Genomic DNA, 16667 nt, shown 5'->3' on the forward strand with positions numbered 1-16667 from the left:
CCCGTCCGGCGCCCCTACCCCGCCGGGCCGACGTGTTCGCGGTCGAACCGCATCTGCTCGCGCCGCCCGCGCAGCACGATGGCCCGGCCCGGGAACGAAGCCGCGAAGGCGTGGGTGCTGGCGCGGCCGGACCGGTTCCAGCTCCAGGCGAAGCGCAGGGACTCCGGGTCGAGGCGCTCCGGGCAGCCGGCGCCGGGCCGGATCCAGCCCCGGCGGAGGGTCGCCATCAATGCGCCCCACCGCCGCCGCCGCCCGCCTTCGCCGGCCGGCTCATCAGCGGCGTGACGGCCGCCAGGGCGACGAACAGGACGGTGAGGGCCAGGAACACGTCGCCCAGCGACATCACCAGCGCCTGGCCGCGCACCGTCAGGGCGAGCGTCCTGGTCGCCGCCGCAGCCGCGCCCGACCCCATCCCGGCATAGGCCTGCGTCAGCGTCGACAGGGTGCGCTCCGCCGCCTCGTGGCCCCAGGCGACGCTCTCGTGCAGGCGCTGCAGGTGGAGGTCCCAGCGGTCGTTGATCAGCGTGTTGATGACGGCGAGGCCGACCGCGCCGCCGAGGTTGCGGGTGAGGTTGTAGAGGCCGGACGCGTTCTTCAGCCGCGACGGCGGCAGCGTGCCGAGCGCCACGTTGTTGATCGGCACCATGGCGGTCATCAGCGAGAAGCCGCGCAGCATCTGCGGCACGAGCAGTTCCCCGAAGTCCCAGTCCTTGGTGATGCCGGACGCCATCCAGGTGCCGAGCGCGAAGCCGGAGAAGCCGAGCGCGATCAGCACGCGGGGGTCGACGCGGCGCATCAGCTTGCCGACGATGGGCGCGGCCACGAACATGCACAGGCCCGACACGAACATGGTTTCGCCGATCTGCAGCGAATCGTAGCCCCGCACCCGGGCGAGAAAGATCGGGTACACGTAGGTGAGGCCGTAGAGCCCGACCCCCATCACGAAGGAGAAGAGCGAGCCGAAGGCGAAGTTGCGGTTTTGGAACGCCGACAGGTCGACGATGGGCTGCTCCGCCGTGACGGCGCGCCAGAAGAACAGCACCGCGCCCAGCACCGACACGATGGCGCAGATCAGGACCAGGTCTTCCGAGAACCAGTCCTTCTGCGGCCCCTCCTCCAGCACGTATTCCATGCCGCCGAGGAAGCCCGCCATGCCGGCGAGGCCCCACCAGTCGAAGCGCTCCAGCAGCGACAGGTCCGGCTCGTCGAAGTCGATGAGGAACCAGGCCATCAGCGAGACGACGATGCCGGGGCCGACGTTCACGAGGAACAGCCAGTGCCAGGAGAACAGGTCGGTGAGGTATCCGCCGACCGTCGGGCCGATCGTGGGGGCGAGCGTCGCCACGAGGCCGATCAGCGGCCCCACCACCGGCTGCTTTTCGCGCGGGAAGATCGTGTAGGAGGCGGCGAAGACGGTGGGGATCATGGCGCCGCCGACGAAGCCCTGCAGGGCGCGGTACACGATCATCTGGTCGATCGTGGTGGCCGTCGAGCACAGGAAGCTCATGGCGGTGAAGCCCGCGCAGCTCGCGAAGAACAGGTAGCGGGTCGAGAAGGCGCGCGACAGGATCCCGCTGAGCGGGATCATGATGACCTCGGCGATGAGGTAGCTGGTCTGCACCCAGGCGACCTCGTCGGAGGAGGCCGACAGGCCGGCCTGGATCTCGCTGAGGGACGCCGACACGATCTGGATGTCCAGGATCGCCATGAACATGCCGAACACCATCGCGATGAAGGTGATCAGCCGGCGCGTGTCGGTGGACGCGGCGGCCGGCGCGGCGGCGGGCAGGGCTGCGGCCGCCATGGCGTCAGCGCTCCGCGGTGTGCCGGGGCGCCGGGGCGCCGCCGAGGCCGAGCGAAGCGGCGGCGTCCCGCACGCGGCGCACAACCGCGTCGAGGACGGGCGCGACCGCGCCCCCGATCGTCGGCGCCGGCTGGCCCTCGGGGCGGGTGTGGACCTCGACCTCCACGGACAGGCCCGGCCGCAGGATGCCTTCGCGCGCGACCTCGGGCGGCAGCGCGATGCGGACCGGCAGGCGCTGCACGATCTTGGTGAAGTTGCCGGTGGCGTTCTCGGGCGGCAACATGGAGAATTCGGCGCCGGACGCCGGCGCGATGCTTTCGACGCGGCCCTCGACGGCGCGCTCGCCGTAGGCATCCGGCTTGACGACGACGCGCTGGCCGGGCTTCAGCCGCGCCACCTGGGTTTCCTTGAAGTTGGCCTCGACGTAGGCGCTGTCGAGCGGCACCAGCGACAGCAGGCGGCCGCCCGTCTGCACGTATTGCCCGGGCTGCACCGACTTGTTGCCCACGACACCGGCGAAGGGCGCCCGGACCACGGTGAAGCCGAGGTCCCGTTCGGCGCGGGCCAGGGTGGTGACGAGTTCGGCGCGCACCTTCTCGGCTTCCGTCCGCTGCGCCTTCAGCACGTCGATGGCGGCTTCGGCCGAGGCGACCGCCGCGACGGCGTTGGCGACGGCGGCGGCAGAGCGGTCCCGGTCGGCGCGGGCGGCGTCGAGGCGCTGCTGGGCGCCGTAGCTCGAATGCATCAGGCTGTCGGCGCGGTCGAACTCGGCGGCTTCCCGCGTCGCGTCGGCCCTGGCGGACAGGAGGGTGGCGCGGGCCTGGTCGACCGTGGCGGCGCCGGCCGCGACCTGCCGGCCGATGCGCGCCACCGTGGCGTCCTGCGTGTCGATGCGGGCCTTCGCGGCGTCGACGGCGTTGGCGTAGTCCCCGTCGTCGATGCGGGCCAGCACCTGCCCTTTCGCCACCACGGCGTTGTCGACCACCGGAACCAGGCTGACGTAGCCCGCCACCTTGGCGGCGACGGTCGACATGTCGGCCTTGACGTAGGCGTCGTCGGTCGAGACCAGGAACCGGCCCTCGACGAAATATCCGTAGCCCGCATAGGCGCCGCCGCCGAGCGCCGCCACCAGCAGCAGCGGCAGGACGACGCGCTTCTTGCGCTTCGGCCGCACCACCAGGGCGGCGGGCGGGAGGATCTCGCCGTGCCGCGCCGCGGCGGCCGGGGCCGATCCCGGGCGCAGCGCGACCGCGCCCTCGTTCGACGGGGTGCCGGCGGCGGCCTGGAGGGTCGGCGTCGTCGCGGTGTCGGCCATCTCGGTCCCATCCGGTTGCGGTCCGGCACGGCCGGCGGCTGCCGAAGCGGTTGACTGAACCGTTCGGTCAGCCGTTGATGTAACCGGATCCCTGGTCTAGATCAACCGTTCTGGGCCCTGCCCGACCGGCGCGCGGCCGGCGGGGCCGCGTCCCGGGCGGAGCGCCGGGTTTGGCGTCGACGATCAGGAGTACCCCTTGGCCGCCTCCCCCGAGACGACCCTCGATGTCCCCCAGGCCCGCGACGACGGCGCCAAGCGGCGCCAGATCCTGGACGGCGCCCGGCGCGTCTTCCTGTCGACGGGGTTCGACGGCGCCAGCATGAACGAGGTGGCGCGCGCGTCGGGCGTGTCGAAGGGCACGCTGTACGTGTATTTCGCCAGCAAGGAGGAGCTGTTCGCGGCGCTCCTGCGGGCCGAGAAGCGGGAACAGGCCGAGCAGGTCTGCCGCTTCGACGACGGCGGCCCGGACGTCCGGGCGACGCTGGACGCCTTCGGGGCACGGTTCATGGACCTGCTGCTGCGGCCCGATTCGCTGGCGCACCTGCGCACCGTGATGGCGGTGGCGCCGAAATTCCCCGAGATCGGCCGCGCCTATTACGAGGCCGGGCCCGAAACGGGGCGCCGGCGCCTGGCCGTCTACTTCGACCGGCAGGTCGAGGCGGGCCGGCTGGCGATGCCGGACACGCTCGCGGCGGCCCAGCAGTTCTTCGATCTGTGCAAGGCGGGCCTGTTCCTCGAAGTCCTGCTCTGCGTCGTGCCGCGGCCGGCCCAGGGCGAGATCGAGGCCCAGGTGAAGCGGGCCGTCGACCTGTTCCTGCGGGCCTACGCGGCGGCCTGAACCTCGACCGCCGGCGAAGCCGCTTGCGGCGCGTCAGGCCGCGTTCGACAGCCCGGCCCGCTTCCCCATGGCGTCGCGGACCTCGGCGACGATCTCGAAGGAGCGCAGCCGCGCCGCGTGGTCGTGGATCATGGCGGTGACGAGGATCTCGTCCGGCCGATGCTCGGCCACGAAGGCTTCGAGCCCGCGCCGCACCGTGTCGGGCGAACCCACGATCGATTGCGACAGCGCGCTCTGCAGCACCATCTGTTCCCGCGGTCCCCAGCGATGGCCGCGGTCGGCGAGCGGGCGCGGCAGCTTGCCGGGCGTGCCGAGGCGCAGGGCGATGAACTGCTGCTCGACCGAGGTGAACAGGTGGCGGGCTTCCTCGTCGGTGTCGGCGGCGGTGACGTTGAGGCAGAACATCATGTGCGGCCGCCCGAGCTGCCGGGACGGCTGGAAGTTCGCCCGGTACACGGCCGCGGATTCGCGCATCTGCGCCGGCGCGAAATGCGACGCGAAGGCATGCGGCAGGCCCAACGCCGCCGCGAGTTGGCCGCCGTAGGTGCTGGATCCGAGGATGAACAGCGGCACCTCCAGCCCCGCGCCCGGCACGGCGCGCACCTGCTGGCCGGGCTCGGCTTCGGCGAAATAATGCTGCAGCTCCATCACGTCGCGCGGGAAGTCATCGGCGTCCGACAGGCTCCGGCGCATCGCGCGCGCGGTCAGTCCGTCCGACCCCGGCGCGCGGCCGAGGCCGAGGTCGACCCGGCCCGGATGCAGCGCCGCCAGCGTGCCGAACTGTTCCGCGATGGCGAGCGGCGCGTGGTTGGGCAGCATGACGCCGCCCGCGCCGACGCGGATCGTCGCGGTGCCGTCGAGGATGTGGGCCGCCACCACGGACGTGGCCGCCGACGCGATGCCGACCATGTTGTGGTGCTCGGCCAGCCAGTAGCGGTGATAGCCGAGCGCTTCGGCGCGCTGGGCGAGGCCGCGCGCGTTGTTCAGCGCCTGGCCGGCGTCGGAGCCCTCGGGAACGGGGCAAAGGTCGAGGACCGAGAAGGGGATCATGGCGGCTCCGTGTGGCTCGGCGGGAGGCTGCATCCGCCCTGAGATGGGGATCGCGCGGCCCGGGGCAACGGCCCGCGCCGGCGCCGGCCCGCGAAGGGCGGCAGCGCCGGCGAACCGCGATGCGACCGGGGCCGGGCGCGTTCCGCCTTGGCGGGGCGGTTGTGCGGGTCTAGAACCGCCCTAGATTTAGCCGATTGTCCACAGTCGAGACCCGCCATGCCTCCCTATCGTTCTCGCACCACGACCCACGGCCGCAACATGGCCGGCGCCCGCGGCCTGTGGCGCGCGACGGGCATGAAGGACGGCGACTTCGGCAAGCCGATCATCGCGGTGGTGAACAGCTTCACGCAGTTCGTGCCCGGCCACGTCCACCTGAAGGACCTGGGCCAGCTCGTGGCGCGCGAGATCGAGGCGGCCGGCGGCGTCGCCAAGGAGTTCAACACCATCGCGGTCGACGACGGCATCGCCATGGGCCACGACGGCATGCTGTACAGCCTGCCGTCGCGCGAGGTCATCGCCGACAGCGTCGAATACATGGTCAACGCCCATTGCGCCGACGCGATGGTGTGCATCTCGAACTGCGACAAGATCACGCCCGGCATGCTGATGGCGGCGCTGCGGCTCAACATCCCGGCGGTGTTCGTGTCGGGCGGCCCGATGGAGGCCGGCAAGGTCGACCACCGGGGCAAGATCAAGGCGCTCGACCTCGTCGACGCCATGGTGGCGGCCGCCGACGACGACTACACCGACGAGGAGGTGAAGGTCATCGAGCGCTCGGCGTGCCCGACCTGCGGCTCCTGCTCGGGGATGTTCACCGCCAACTCGATGAACTGCCTCACCGAAGCGCTGGGCCTGGCGCTGCCCGGCAACGGCTCGACGCTGGCCACGCACGCCGACCGCCGGCGCCTGTTCGTCGAGGCCGGCCACCTCATCGTCGACGTGACGCGCCGCCACTACGAGGGTGACGACATGAGCGTGCTGCCGCGCTCGATCGCCAATTTCGAGGCCTTCGAGAACGCCATGACGCTCGACATCGCCATGGGCGGGTCGACCAACACGGTGCTGCACCTGCTCGCCGCCGCCCACGAGGGCGAGGTGAACTTCTCCATGTCGGACATCGACCGGCTGTCGCGCCGCGTGCCCTGCCTGTGCAAGGTCGCGCCCGCGAAATCCGACGTCCACATGGAGGACGTGCACCGCGCCGGCGGCATCATGGGCATCCTGGGCGAACTCGACCGCGCCGGGCTGATCCACAGCCACTGCGGGTCCGTCCATTCAGGCTCGCTCGGCGAAGCCCTGAACCGCTGGGACGTGATGCGGACCTCGAGCGAAGCGGTGCGGGACTTCTTCCGCGCGGCGCCGGGCGGCGTCCCCACCCAGGTGGCCTTCAGCCAGGAGCGCCGCTACGAGGAGATCGACACCGACCGCCAGGGCGGCGTGATCCGCGACAAGGAACACGCCTTCAGCCAGGACGGCGGCCTCGCGGTGCTGTACGGCAACCTCGCCGAGGAGGGCTGCATCGTGAAGACGGCGGGCGTCGACCCGTCCAACCTCGTGTTCGACGGCACCGCGCGGGTGTTCGAAAGCCAGGACGCGGCGGTCGACGCCATCCTGACCAACCGCGTGTCGCCCGGCCAGGTCGTGCTGATCCGCTACGAGGGCCCGCGCGGCGGCCCCGGCATGCAGGAGATGCTGTACCCGACGAGCTACCTGAAGTCGAAGGGCCTGGGCAAGCTCTGCGCCCTGGTGACGGACGGGCGCTTCTCGGGCGGCTCCTCGGGCCTGTCGATCGGCCACGTGTCGCCGGAGGCCGCCGAAGGCGGCACGATCGCGCTGGTGGCGGAGGGCGACCGCATCGCCATCGACATCCCGAACCGTTCCATCCACCTCGACGTGCCGGACGCCGAACTGGCGCGCCGCCGCGCCGCGCTGGAGGACGGGCGCGGCTTCAAGCCCGCCGAGGTCCGCAAGCGCAAGGTTTCGACGGCGCTGAAGGCCTATGCGGCCATGACCACCAGCGCGTCGAAGGGGGCGGTGCGCAAGCTGCCGGAGTGACGCCTTCCCTCGACGACTCGGATGAGGGAGGAGTAGGCTCACGTCGTGCGACTGGTTTCGATGTGCAGCGCGAAGCCACTCGCGTCGGCGTCACCGATCTCGGGACACAGAGTCAGTTCCGGGATGAGATAATCGCCCCCGTTCTGCTGTCGGAATGGGATCGGCGCGTCCGTGAATAAACTCTGCATACGCTCGCGGAGCCGGCCCGCGAGCCTGTCGAAACCCGAAGCGTCCAGACGGTCGACCCGAAAGGCCACGAAGGGCGGGAGCACCGCGTAGCCAGGATAGAACAGCACGCCGTGGTGGATGGGAAACAAAAGGTCGTCTAGCGGTCCATTGACGCCGCGCGGGCCGTAATGGGATTCCCATCCTCCTGCCGTCAAGATGAGCATGGCCCGTTTTCCGGCCATCGTCCCTTCTCCGAAGCGCTCGCCCCAGCGCCGGTCGCTGTGCTCGCCGACGCCGTAAGCGAAGCCATTGGCGTAGACGCGATCCACCCAACCTTTCAGTATGGCGGGCATGGCGTACCACCATAAGGGAAACTGCAGGATCAACGCGTCGGCCCAGAGCAGCTTGTCCTGTTCGGCTTCCACATCAGGGGTGAGCGCACCGGCTGCGAAGGCCGAACACGAGGCGTCGGCAACCTGCAATCGATCCTTAGCCGCGAGATTGGAAAAATCCGCGCGGTCGACCTCGGATTTCCATGCGGCGGCATAGAGGTCCGAGACCTTGACCTCGTGACCTTCGCCTTCCAGTGCGGCGACGGCGATGTCGCGAAGGGACGAGGTGAGGGATTTCGGCTCCGGATGGGCATAGACGAGCAGAATCTTCATGGTGGCGGGAGGTCCTTTGGGTCTGTGATACCCAGTGAATAGCCAACCTCGGGACGGCCGACGACGCGTCCTGCCCGCAGATGATCATGCCGGAAAATGGATAGATCGAACGTCACCCTGGATCGGCTACGCACGTTCGCCCGCGTGGTGGAACGCGGAAACATGACGGCGGTCGCACGCGACCTCGGCGTCGGGCAGTCGACGGTGACGCGGCAACTCCGCGAGTTGGAGGAAGCCGTGGGCGTGCCGTTGCTCAGCCGGACAACGCGCCGCGCTGCCGTGACGGATGAAGGGCGACGCTACTACGCGCAAGCGATCGAGATCCTGCACCTTGTCGAACGAGCGGGAGAGGATGCCCTCTACGGCAGGGGCACCCCGGCCGGATCCGTGCGGTTGTCCTGCACGGCCGCTTTGGGCGTCCGCCACATTGCGCGGCTGATCTTCGCGTTCCAAGACGTTCACCGAGACATCGGGATAGACCTCAGCCTCAGCGATGAGCGCATCGACCTCGTGCGCGAGGGCGCCGATCTCGCCATCCGACTCGGACCGTTGAACGACAGCTCTCTAAAACTGCGCCGGCTTGGGGTCAGCCGACGCCTGCTCGTCGCATCGCCGGCCTACCTGGCGACGCACGGCCGTCCGCTGATCCCGGACCATCTGTCCGCCCACGAGGGCATCCGCATGTCGAACGTGTCGGGCAGTGATCGGATCGTCCTGCGCGGGCCGGACGGGAAGGAGCATGCGGCGGTTTTCGGCGGACGGCTGCGCGTTGATCACGGCCTCGCCGCGCGCGAGGCCTTGCTGGCCGGCCGGGGACTGGGTCCCGCCCATCGCTGGCTCGTGGACGATCTCCTCGCCGACGGTCGCCTGGATTCGGTCCTGCCCGACTATACCTTGCCGCCCGTTCCGCTCAACATGCTCATCGTCCCCGAGCGCGCGGCGGTCGCCCGGGTCCGCCTCCTCGCCGCCTTCCTAACCGAGCAGATCGGCCGCATTCCGGGCCTCGAAGCTTGACGCGACACGTCCGCCGATGCGACGCCCCGTGTTCCGAAATCTGACTCTCGCCCGAGATCATGCTATCTCGGTGCATGGAACGGACTCGCCGATCCGATCGAAACCGGAGGCAATCCCGTGCAGGACCAGCAGACGGCGATGCCCAACGCCGACCAGCTCGCCTACTGGAACGGCGACGCCGGCGACAAATGGGCCCGGCTGCAGGCGCGCCTCGACGACCTGTTCGCGCCGATCGGCGCCGCCGCCGTGGCGGCCGCGGGCGTGCGCCAGGGCGATCGCGTGCTCGACGTCGGCTGCGGCTGCGGCGACACCGTGCTGGCGCTGGCCGAAGCGGTGGGCCCGCTCGGGGCCGTCACCGGCGTCGACATCTCGGCTCCCATGCTGGCGGTGGCCGGGCGGCGCATCGCCGGGCGGGCGCTGCCCCAGGCGGCCGTGCTGAAGGCGGACGCCGCGACGGAGCCCTTCTCGCCGGGCACCTTCGACCTCGCCTTCTCGCGCTTCGGCGTGATGTTCTTCGACGCGCCGTCGGAAGCCTTCGTCAACATCCGCCGCGCTCTCGCGCCCGGCGGGCGGCTGTTCTTCGCCTGCTGGCGCCCGTTCTCGGGGAATCCCTGGTTCCACACCCCCTACAAGGCCGCGGTGCCGCACCTGCCCGAGCAGGACAAGCCGGACCCGGACGCGCCGGGACCCTTCGCCTTCGCGGACCCCGAGCGGGTGAAGCGCATCCTGGGCGTCGCGGGGTTCGGCGACGTCGAGGTCGCGCCGTTCGACGCGACGCTGCGGTTCGGGCGGAGCGGCGACATCGAGGACGCGCTGCGCTTCATCGTCCAGATCGGCCCGGTGGCGCGCGCGCTGGCGACGGGCACGGACGCGCAGAAGGAAGCGGCGCTCGCCGGGGTGCGCGACGCGCTGCGAAACTCGGACGGGCCCGACGGGATCGGCCTCGGCGCGCGGTGCTGGTTCGTGTCGGCGGTGGCGTGAACCCCGTCCCGCCCGGCGGGACGGGGCCGCGCGTCACAGGATGAAGCGCGACAGGTCGGCGTTCTTGGCGAGGTCGCCCACGTTCTTCTTCACGTAGTCCCGGGTGATCGTGACCTCCTGCCCCGAGCGGTCGGAGGCCGTGAAGGAGATGTCGTCGAGCACGCGCTCCATCACGGTCTGCAGCCGCCGGGCGCCGATGTTCTCGACCGTCGAGTTCACCTCGACCGCCACCCGGGCGAGCTCGTCGATCGATTCGGGAAGGAAGTCGAGCTTCAGCCCCTCCGTCTCCATCAGCGCCACGTACTGCTTGATGATGGACGCCTCGGTTTCGGTGAGGATGCGGCGGAAATCCTCCTCGGTGAGCGCCGCCAGTTCGACGCGGATCGGCAGGCGGCCCTGCAGCTCCGGCAGCAGGTCGGACGGCTTCGACACGTGGAAGGCGCCGGACGCGATGAACAGGATGTGGTCGGTCTTCACCGGCCCGTGCTTGGTCGGCACCGTGGTGCCCTCGATCAGCGGCAGCAGGTCGCGCTGCACGCCCTCGCGCGAGATGCCGCCCTCCCCGCCCCGGCCGTCCCGCGCGCAGATCTTGTCGATCTCGTCGAGGAACACGATGCCGTTGTTCTCGACCTCGTGGATGGCCTGCCGCGTCACCGCCTCGGGGTCGAGCAGCTTCTCGCTTTCCTCGGCGAGCAGCGGCGCATGCGCGTCCTTCACGCTCATGCGGCGGGACTTCGTGGCCTTGGCGCCCATGCGGCCGAAGATGTCGCCGATCGAGATGGCGCCGATGGACGCGCCCGGCATGTTGGGCAGCTCCATCATCGGCAGGGCGGGGCTCGGCGCCGCCACCTCGATCTCCACCTCCTTGTCGTCGAGCTCGCCGGCCCGCAGCCGCCGGCGGAAGCTGTCGCGCGTCGCCGGCGAGGACTTTTCGCCCACCAGCGCGTCGAGCAGCCGCTCCTCGGCGGCCACCTCGGCCCGCGCTTCCACGTCCTTGCGCTTGCTTTCCTTGACGAGGCCGATGCCGATCTCGACGAGGTCGCGCACGATCTGCTCGACGTCGCGGCCGACGTAGCCGACCTCGGTGAACTTCGTGGCCTCGACCTTCAGGAAGGGCGCGTTGACGAGGCGGGCGAGGCGGCGCGAAATCTCGGTCTTGCCGCAGCCCGTCGGCCCGATCATCAGGATGTTCTTGGGCAGCACCTCGTCGCGCATCGGCCCGGTGAGCTGGAGGCGGCGCCAACGGTTGCGCAGCGCGATGGCGACGGCGCGCTTGGCGTCGTTCTGGCCGATGATGTGCCGGTCGAGCTCCGACACGATCTCGCGGGGGGAAAAGTCAGGCATGAATCCTCAGCCCCCGATCGTTTCCACGACGAGGTTCTCGTTGGTGTAGATGCAGATCTCGGCGGCGATCCGCATGCCCTTGCGCACCACCGCCTCGGCGGCGAGGTCGGTGTCGATGAGGGCGCGGGCCGCCGCGAGCGCGTAGTTGCCGCCCGAGCCGATGGCCGCCACGGCGCCGTGCTCCGTCATCTCGGGTTCCAGCACGTCGCCCGTGCCGGTCAGGACCAGCGCGGTCTTCTCGTCGGCCACCAGCATCATGGCTTCGAGGCGGCGCAGGTAGCGGTCGGTGCGCCAATCCTTGGCGAGCTCGACGGACGCGCGCATGAGCTGTCCGGGGAACTGTTCCAGCTTGGCTTCCAGCCGCTCGAACAGCGTGAAGGCGTCGGCGGTGGCGCCCGCGAAACCCGCGATGACGCCGCCCTTGGCGAGGCGCCGCACCTTGCGGGCCGAGGATTTCATCACGGTCTGGCCGAAGGACACCTGGCCGTCGCCGCCGATCACGGTCAGCCCGTTCTTCTTCACCATCAGGATCGTGGTGGCGTGGAAGGGCTGGCTGGGCTCGTTTCCGTGGGGCATCGACGTCTCCGGCGGGGATGTCCGCACGTATGCCCGCCGGGAAGGGCTTGCAAGGCCGCGGCCCCGAGCGCCACCGCCGGGGCGGGCCGGCCGAAAAGGGGCGTTCCGGCGGGAACCCACGCGAAAGCGACCGAAAGAAGCCGCTTTGCTCGCGCAAGCTCCGGGCGGTAACCCTACCGGCGACGCCCGACGCGCGCTTCCGCGGTCCCCGAGATGCCCCTTCGATGACACGTTTCGTTCCGGCCCTCGCCGCCCTGGCCCCCCTGGCGCTCCTCGCCGTGCCGGCGGCGGCCGCCCCGGCGCCGGCCGCACCGGCGACGCCCATCCACCTCCGGTACGGCGTCGCCCTGATCGGCCTGCCGATCGGCACCGCGACGGTGGACGGCGCGGTGGGCGCCAAGGACTACAAGCTGTCGGGCACCGGCAAGCTCACCGGCATCGCCGGCGTGTTCGTCGACACCAAGGGCGCCGTGACGTCGACCGGCGCCCTGAAGGACGGCCGCGTGATCCCGTCGGGCTTCGCCGCCACGGCCGGCACGCCGCACTACCTGCTCACCATCCGCATGTCGGAAGAGAAGAACGCCGCCACCCAGGTCGTGATCGACCCGATGTACCAGCAGACGCCGGACCGCATCCCGCTGTCGCCGGCGGACAAGCGCAACATCATCGACCCGATGAGCTCGTTCATCATGCCGGTGCCGGGCACGGGCGAGCTCCTCGGCCCGGCCGCCTGCGACCGCACCCTGCCGCTGTTCGACGGCGGCGTGCGCTTCAACATCAACCTCAGCTTCAAGCGGCTGCAGCAGGTGGCGACGCCCGCCTACACGGGGCCCGTCGCGGTCTGCGGGGCGCGCTACCAGCCCATCTCGGGCTACCGGCCCGACCGTCCCGTCAACAAGTTCATGGCCGACAACAAGGACATGGAGGTGTGGCTGGCGCCCGTGGGCGACACCCGCTTCGTTTATCCCCACCACGTCGCCGTGATGAGCATGATCGGCATGGTGACGATCGACGCCACCGAGGCCGCCATCGGCGCCCCCGTGCAGGCCGCCGTGGCGCATTGAAGGGGCTCCGGCCGGGCGCGACCCGGCCTGCGCCCAAGCGGCGCCTTGAATTCCGCGCCTCGCTCGCTGACATTGTGGGCACCGGCCCCGTCGGGCCGCGTCTGCGGAGCGGGTTGCGGCCTACGGGCCGGAACTGATCGGTCTCAGTTCGTCGATCGTTGAGGCCCGTCCCCCGCCGATGGATCACCAGAACCGCCACGCGCCGGGCGCCCTCGCGGGGGCCCTGCGCGGCGTCCGCGACCAGGTCCGGGCCCGCACCGTCACGGCCGTCCTCGGGCCGACCAACACCGGCAAGACCCATTTCGCCATCGAGCGCATGCTGGCCCACCCGTCGGGCATCATCGGCCTGCCGCTCCGCCTGCTCGCCCGTGAAGTCTACGGCCGGGTGGTCGAGAAGGTGGGCGCCGAGCACGTCGCGCTGATCACCGGCGAGGAGAAGATCAAGCCGAAGCACCCGCGCTACTGGGTGTGCACCGTCGAGGCCATGCCGCGCGACCTCGACGTGAGCTTCGTCGCCATCGACGAGATCCAGCTGTGCCAGGATTTCGACCGCGGCCACGTCTTCACGGATCGCCTGTTGCACAGGCGGGGCCTCGACGAGACGCTGGTGCTCGGCGCCGGCACGATGCAGCGCATGATCGAGAAGCTGCTGCCGGGCGTCACCATCATCAACCGGCCGCGGCTGTCGAACCTCACCTTCGCGGGCGAGAAGAAGCTGTCGCGCCTGCCTCACCGCACCGCCATCGTGGCCTTCTCGGCCGACGAGGTCTACGCCATCGCGGAGCTGATCCGTCGGCAGCGCGGCGGCGCCGCCGTGGTGCTGGGCGCCCTGTCGCCGCGCACCCGCAACGCCCAGGTGGCGATGTACCAGAACGGCGACGTCGACTACCTCGTCGCCACCGACGCGATCGGCATGGGGCTGAACCTCGACGTCGACCACGTGGCCTTCGCGGGCGAGCGCAAGTTCGACGGCTGGCAGTACCGGCGCCTCAACTCGGCCGAGATCGGCCAGATCGCCGGCCGCGCCGGCCGCCACGTCAAGGACGGCACGTTCGGCACCACCGGCCGCTGCCCGGGCTTCGAAGAGGAACTCGTCGAAGCGCTGGAGGAGCACCGCTTCGATCCCGTCACCACGCTGCAGTGGCGCAACTCGGACCTCGACTTCTCGTCCATCGCCGCCCTGCAGGCTTCGCTGGAAATCTTTCCCAACGAGCATGGGCTGACGCGCGCGCCGCTGGCCGAGGACGTGCTGGTGCTCGACATTGCCGCGCGCGACGAGGCGGTGCGCCGCGGCGCCAAGACCCGCGCCGACGTGCAGCGGCTGTGGGAAGTCTGCCAGGTGCCGGACTACCGCAAGGTGTCCCCCGCGGCCCACGCCGAGTTCGCGCTGGCGCTCTACGGCTACGTGGTGCGGGCGGGCCGCATCCCCGACCTCTGGTACGCCCAGCAGGTGGCCCTCTACGACCGCACCGAGGGCGACATCGACGCGCTGTCGGCCCGCATCGCCCAGGTGCGCACCCTCACCTACATCGCCAACCGGCCCGACTGGCTCGGCGATCCCGAGCATTGGCAGGGCGTCACGCGTCAGCTAGAGGATCGGCTGTCCGATGCCCTGCACGAGAGACTGGCCCAGCGCTTCGTCGACCGGCGGACGAGCGTGTTGATGCGGCGCCTGAGAGAGAATGCGATGTTGGAAGCGGAGATCACGGCCGGCGGCGACGTGGTGGTTGAAGGCCAGCACGTGGGTCAGCTGCACGGCTTCCGGTTCACGCCCGACCCGCAGGCCGCCGGCGAGGCCGCCAAGGCCTTGAACGCGGCCGCCCTGAAGGCGCTCGGCGGCGAGATCGAGGCCCGCGCGGACCGCTTCGCGGCCGCGGTCGACGACAGCTTCGCGCTCGCCAACGACGGCACGATCCGCTGGCTCGGCGACCCCGTGGCGAAGCTCAGCGCCGGCGACAAGCTGCTGGTCCCGCGCGCCCGCATCGTCGCCGACGAATACCTCACCGGCCCGGCGCTCGAAACCGTGCAGCGCCGCCTCGACCTTTGGCTGGCCCAGCACATCAAGAAGCACCTGGGCGTGCTGTTCGAGCTCGAAGCCGGCGAAGGGCTCGACGGCATCGTCCGCGGCATCGCGTTCCAGGTGGCCGAAGCGCTCGGCGTGCTGGAGCGCTCGCGCGTCGCCGACGAGATGAAGGGCCTCGACCAGACGGCCCGCGGCACGCTGCGCAAGCTCGGCCTGCGCTTCGGCGCCTATCACATCTACATGCCCGCGCTGGTGAAGCCCGCGCCGCGCGCCCTGGCGGCCCAGCTCTGGGCGCTGCGCCACGGCGGCGTCGAGGCCGCCAAGGGGCTCGACGAGGTGCCCCACCTCGCCGCCTCCGGCCGGACCTCCTTCGTGGCCGACCCCGAAGTGCCGAAGGGCCTGTACCGCGCCGCGGGCTTCCGCGTGTGCGGCGTCCGCGCGGTGCGGGTCGACATCCTCGAGCGGCTGGCCGACCTCATCCGCCCCGCCATCGCGTACCGCCCCGGCACGACGCCGGGCGCGCCGCCGCCCGGCACCGCCGACGCGGACGGCTTCGTCACCACCGTGCAGATGACATCGCTCGCCGGCTGCTCGGGCGAGGATTTCGCGTCCATCCTGAAGGCGCTGGGCTACGTGCTCGATCGCCGCGCCGGTCCCGCCATCACGGTGCCGCTGATGCCCATGGCGCCCGTCGAGCCGCTGAAGCCGACCCCGGCCCCCGCGGCGGCGGACAGCGCCGTCGCGGACCAGGACGTGCCGGCCGAGGAGTCCACCGCCGGCGAGCCCGTCGAAGGCCTGTCGCCCGACGCCGAAGCGGCGCCGGTGGAGGCCGAGGCCGGCCGGGCCGAGATCCCCGTCGACGACGGCACGCTGATCGACGGCACGGGCGTGTCCCGCTCCGAGGAGGTGCCGGCCGAGCCCGAAGCCGTCACGGTGTCGGACGCCGAGCAGCACCCCGCCGCGCCGGCTCCCGCCGAACCGAACCCGGCGCCGGACGGCGAAGCCGCCCCCGCCGCCGAGGCGCTGGTTCCGGACGCCGCTGCCCCTGACGCCCCCGCCCCGAACGGGGATACCACCGCCGAAGCGGCGCCGGTCGACGCCGCGTCCGACGCGGCGCCGAGCGAAGCGTCGGCCGAGACCGCGGGTGAGGACGCCGCCCCGGACGAGCCCGCGGCCCCGGCCGAGCCGGTGCTCATCGAGGTTTGGCGCCCGCACCGCACCAACCACCATGCCCAGCGCCGCCCGGACGGGCGCGGCCCGCGCCGCGACGGCGGCCGGCCCGACGGGCGCCGCGGGCCGCCCCAGGCGGCCGGCGAGGGCGCCGTGGCGGCGGAAGGGAACCCGGGCGGCGAGCGCCGCGACGATCGCCGCGGTGCCCGGCCGCGTCCGGACCATCGCGGGCCGGGCGGCGGCGACCGCCGCTTCGACCGGGACCGCCGCCCACAGCCGGCGACCGCGACGGACGGGAGCGCCCCGCAGGCCTCCGCCGAAGCGACGCCCGGCGAAGCCCGCGCCGCCCGGCCGGCGCGCGACTTCAACGCCCCGCCGCGCAACGGCGGCGCCGGCAAGCCCCGCTTCGAGGGTCGCGGCGGCGGCGATCGCGGGGGACCGCGGCGCGACGGGCGGCGCGACGAGGGGCGCGGCCCGCAGAACTTCTCTACCGAGGCGCCCCGCCCGGCTCCGCGCGACCGCCAGCCCGACCCCAACTCGCCCTTCGCCAAGCTGATGGCGCTGAAGGCCGAGATGGAGCGCGGCAAGAAGGAGTCCTGA

13 protein-coding genes are annotated in these 16667 nt (G+C 71.4%); 6 read left to right on the forward strand and 7 right to left on the reverse strand.

Translation table 11 applies throughout. From position 1 onward, the window contains the following. Positions 1–14: 14 nt before the first annotated feature. Genes D3273_RS00570 through D3273_RS00580 form a run of 3 tightly spaced genes read right to left on the reverse strand, consistent with a single transcriptional unit; the run spans position 15 to position 3119 of the window. Positions 15–227, reverse strand: coding sequence for a P-loop NTPase family protein (locus D3273_RS00570; protein ID WP_129222642.1), 213 nt, complete (start codon positions 225–227; stop codon positions 15–17). Further along, positions 227–1804 carry a DHA2 family efflux MFS transporter permease subunit gene (locus tag D3273_RS00575; protein WP_129222643.1) on the reverse strand — a complete coding sequence of 526 codons (1578 nt, stop codon included), beginning with the start codon at positions 1802–1804 and terminating at the stop codon, positions 227–229. The genes D3273_RS00570 and D3273_RS00575 overlap by 1 nt, the downstream gene beginning before the upstream one ends. Before the next feature lie 4 nt (positions 1805–1808). Then, positions 1809–3119, reverse strand: coding sequence for an HlyD family secretion protein (locus D3273_RS00580; RefSeq protein WP_129222644.1), 1311 nt, complete (start codon positions 3117–3119; stop codon positions 1809–1811). A gap of 196 nt (positions 3120–3315) precedes the next feature. On the opposite strand from D3273_RS00580, the gene D3273_RS00585 reads away from it, so the two are divergent. After that, the gene (locus D3273_RS00585) at positions 3316–3957 is read left to right on the forward strand and encodes a TetR/AcrR family transcriptional regulator (RefSeq protein ID WP_165359327.1); all 642 of its coding nucleotides are present in this window, start codon (positions 3316–3318) and stop codon (positions 3955–3957) included. Between the two features lie 33 nt (positions 3958–3990). Here the strand turns inward: D3273_RS00585 and D3273_RS00590 are convergent, their stop codons facing one another. Continuing rightward, positions 3991–5007, reverse strand: a complete 1017-nt coding sequence (locus D3273_RS00590; protein WP_129222646.1) for an LLM class flavin-dependent oxidoreductase — start codon at positions 5005–5007, stop codon at positions 3991–3993. Positions 5008–5223: 216 nt separating this feature from the next. Here D3273_RS00590 and ilvD point away from each other — a divergent pair, with 216 nt between their 5' ends. Beyond that, on the forward strand, positions 5224–7062 hold the full coding sequence (gene ilvD, locus D3273_RS00595) for a dihydroxy-acid dehydratase (RefSeq protein ID WP_129222647.1): 1839 nt from the start codon (positions 5224–5226) through the stop codon (positions 7060–7062). Positions 7063–7100: 38 nt separating this feature from the next. On the opposite strand, the gene D3273_RS00600 is transcribed toward ilvD, so the two are convergent. Next, positions 7101–7895 (reverse strand): NAD(P)H-dependent oxidoreductase, encoded by a 795-nt coding sequence (locus D3273_RS00600; protein ID WP_129222648.1) that lies wholly within the window; start codon positions 7893–7895, stop codon positions 7101–7103. Between the two features lie 96 nt (positions 7896–7991). Here D3273_RS00600 and D3273_RS00605 point away from each other — a divergent pair, with 96 nt between their 5' ends. Both D3273_RS00605 and D3273_RS00610 read left to right on the forward strand, forming a co-directional pair. Beyond that, positions 7992–8909 (forward strand): LysR family transcriptional regulator, encoded by a 918-nt coding sequence (locus tag D3273_RS00605; protein WP_129222649.1) that lies wholly within the window; start codon positions 7992–7994, stop codon positions 8907–8909. A 117-nt stretch (positions 8910–9026) separates the two neighbouring features. Next, a complete protein-coding gene (locus D3273_RS00610) occupies positions 9027–9890 on the forward strand; it encodes a class I SAM-dependent methyltransferase (RefSeq protein ID WP_129222650.1) in 864 nt (287 codons plus the stop codon). A gap of 33 nt (positions 9891–9923) precedes the next feature. On the opposite strand, the gene hslU is transcribed toward D3273_RS00610, so the two are convergent. Together hslU and hslV are read right to left on the reverse strand one after the other, a co-directional pair. Beyond that, the gene (gene hslU / locus D3273_RS00615) at positions 9924–11234 is read right to left on the reverse strand and encodes an ATP-dependent protease ATPase subunit HslU (protein ID WP_129222651.1); all 1311 of its coding nucleotides are present in this window, start codon (positions 11232–11234) and stop codon (positions 9924–9926) included. 6 nt (positions 11235–11240) lie between these two features. Next, on the reverse strand, positions 11241–11810 hold the full coding sequence (gene hslV / locus D3273_RS00620) for an ATP-dependent protease subunit HslV (protein ID WP_129222652.1): 570 nt from the start codon (positions 11808–11810) through the stop codon (positions 11241–11243). A gap of 224 nt (positions 11811–12034) precedes the next feature. Here hslV and D3273_RS00625 point away from each other — a divergent pair, with 224 nt between their 5' ends. Further along, positions 12035–12874: a DUF3108 domain-containing protein gene (locus tag D3273_RS00625; protein WP_165359328.1), complete on the forward strand. Its 840-nt coding sequence runs from the start codon at positions 12035–12037 to the stop codon at positions 12872–12874. 178 nt (positions 12875–13052) lie between these two features. Then, positions 13053–16667 carry a helicase-related protein gene (locus D3273_RS00630; protein WP_129222654.1) on the forward strand — a complete coding sequence of 1205 codons (3615 nt, stop codon included), beginning with the start codon at positions 13053–13055 and terminating at the stop codon, positions 16665–16667.

Source organism: Lichenibacterium minor (assembly GCF_004137685.1).
Lineage (GTDB): Bacteria > Pseudomonadota > Alphaproteobacteria > Rhizobiales > Beijerinckiaceae > Lichenihabitans > Lichenihabitans minor.

Coding starts and splice junctions, on each gene's coding strand:
- D3273_RS00570 (WP_129222642.1), bottom strand. CDS start 227: ATGGCGACCCTCCGCCGGGGCTGGATCCGGCCCGGCGCCGGCTGCCCG.
- D3273_RS00575 (WP_129222643.1), bottom strand. CDS start 1,804: ATGGCGGCCGCAGCCCTGCCCGCCGCCGCGCCGGCCGCCGCGTCCACC.
- D3273_RS00580 (WP_129222644.1), bottom strand. CDS start 3,119: ATGGCCGACACCGCGACGACGCCGACCCTCCAGGCCGCCGCCGGCACC.
- D3273_RS00590 (WP_129222646.1), bottom strand. CDS start 5,007: ATGATCCCCTTCTCGGTCCTCGACCTTTGCCCCGTTCCCGAGGGCTCC.
- ilvD (WP_129222647.1), top strand. CDS start 5,224: ATGCCTCCCTATCGTTCTCGCACCACGACCCACGGCCGCAACATGGCC.
- D3273_RS00600 (WP_129222648.1), bottom strand. CDS start 7,895: ATGAAGATTCTGCTCGTCTATGCCCATCCGGAGCCGAAATCCCTCACC.
- D3273_RS00605 (WP_129222649.1), top strand. CDS start 7,992: ATGGATAGATCGAACGTCACCCTGGATCGGCTACGCACGTTCGCCCGC.
- hslU (WP_129222651.1), bottom strand. CDS start 11,234: ATGCCTGACTTTTCCCCCCGCGAGATCGTGTCGGAGCTCGACCGGCAC.
- hslV (WP_129222652.1), bottom strand. CDS start 11,810: ATGCCCCACGGAAACGAGCCCAGCCAGCCCTTCCACGCCACCACGATC.
- D3273_RS00625 (WP_165359328.1), top strand. CDS start 12,035: ATGACACGTTTCGTTCCGGCCCTCGCCGCCCTGGCCCCCCTGGCGCTC.
- D3273_RS00630 (WP_129222654.1), top strand. CDS start 13,053: ATGGATCACCAGAACCGCCACGCGCCGGGCGCCCTCGCGGGGGCCCTG.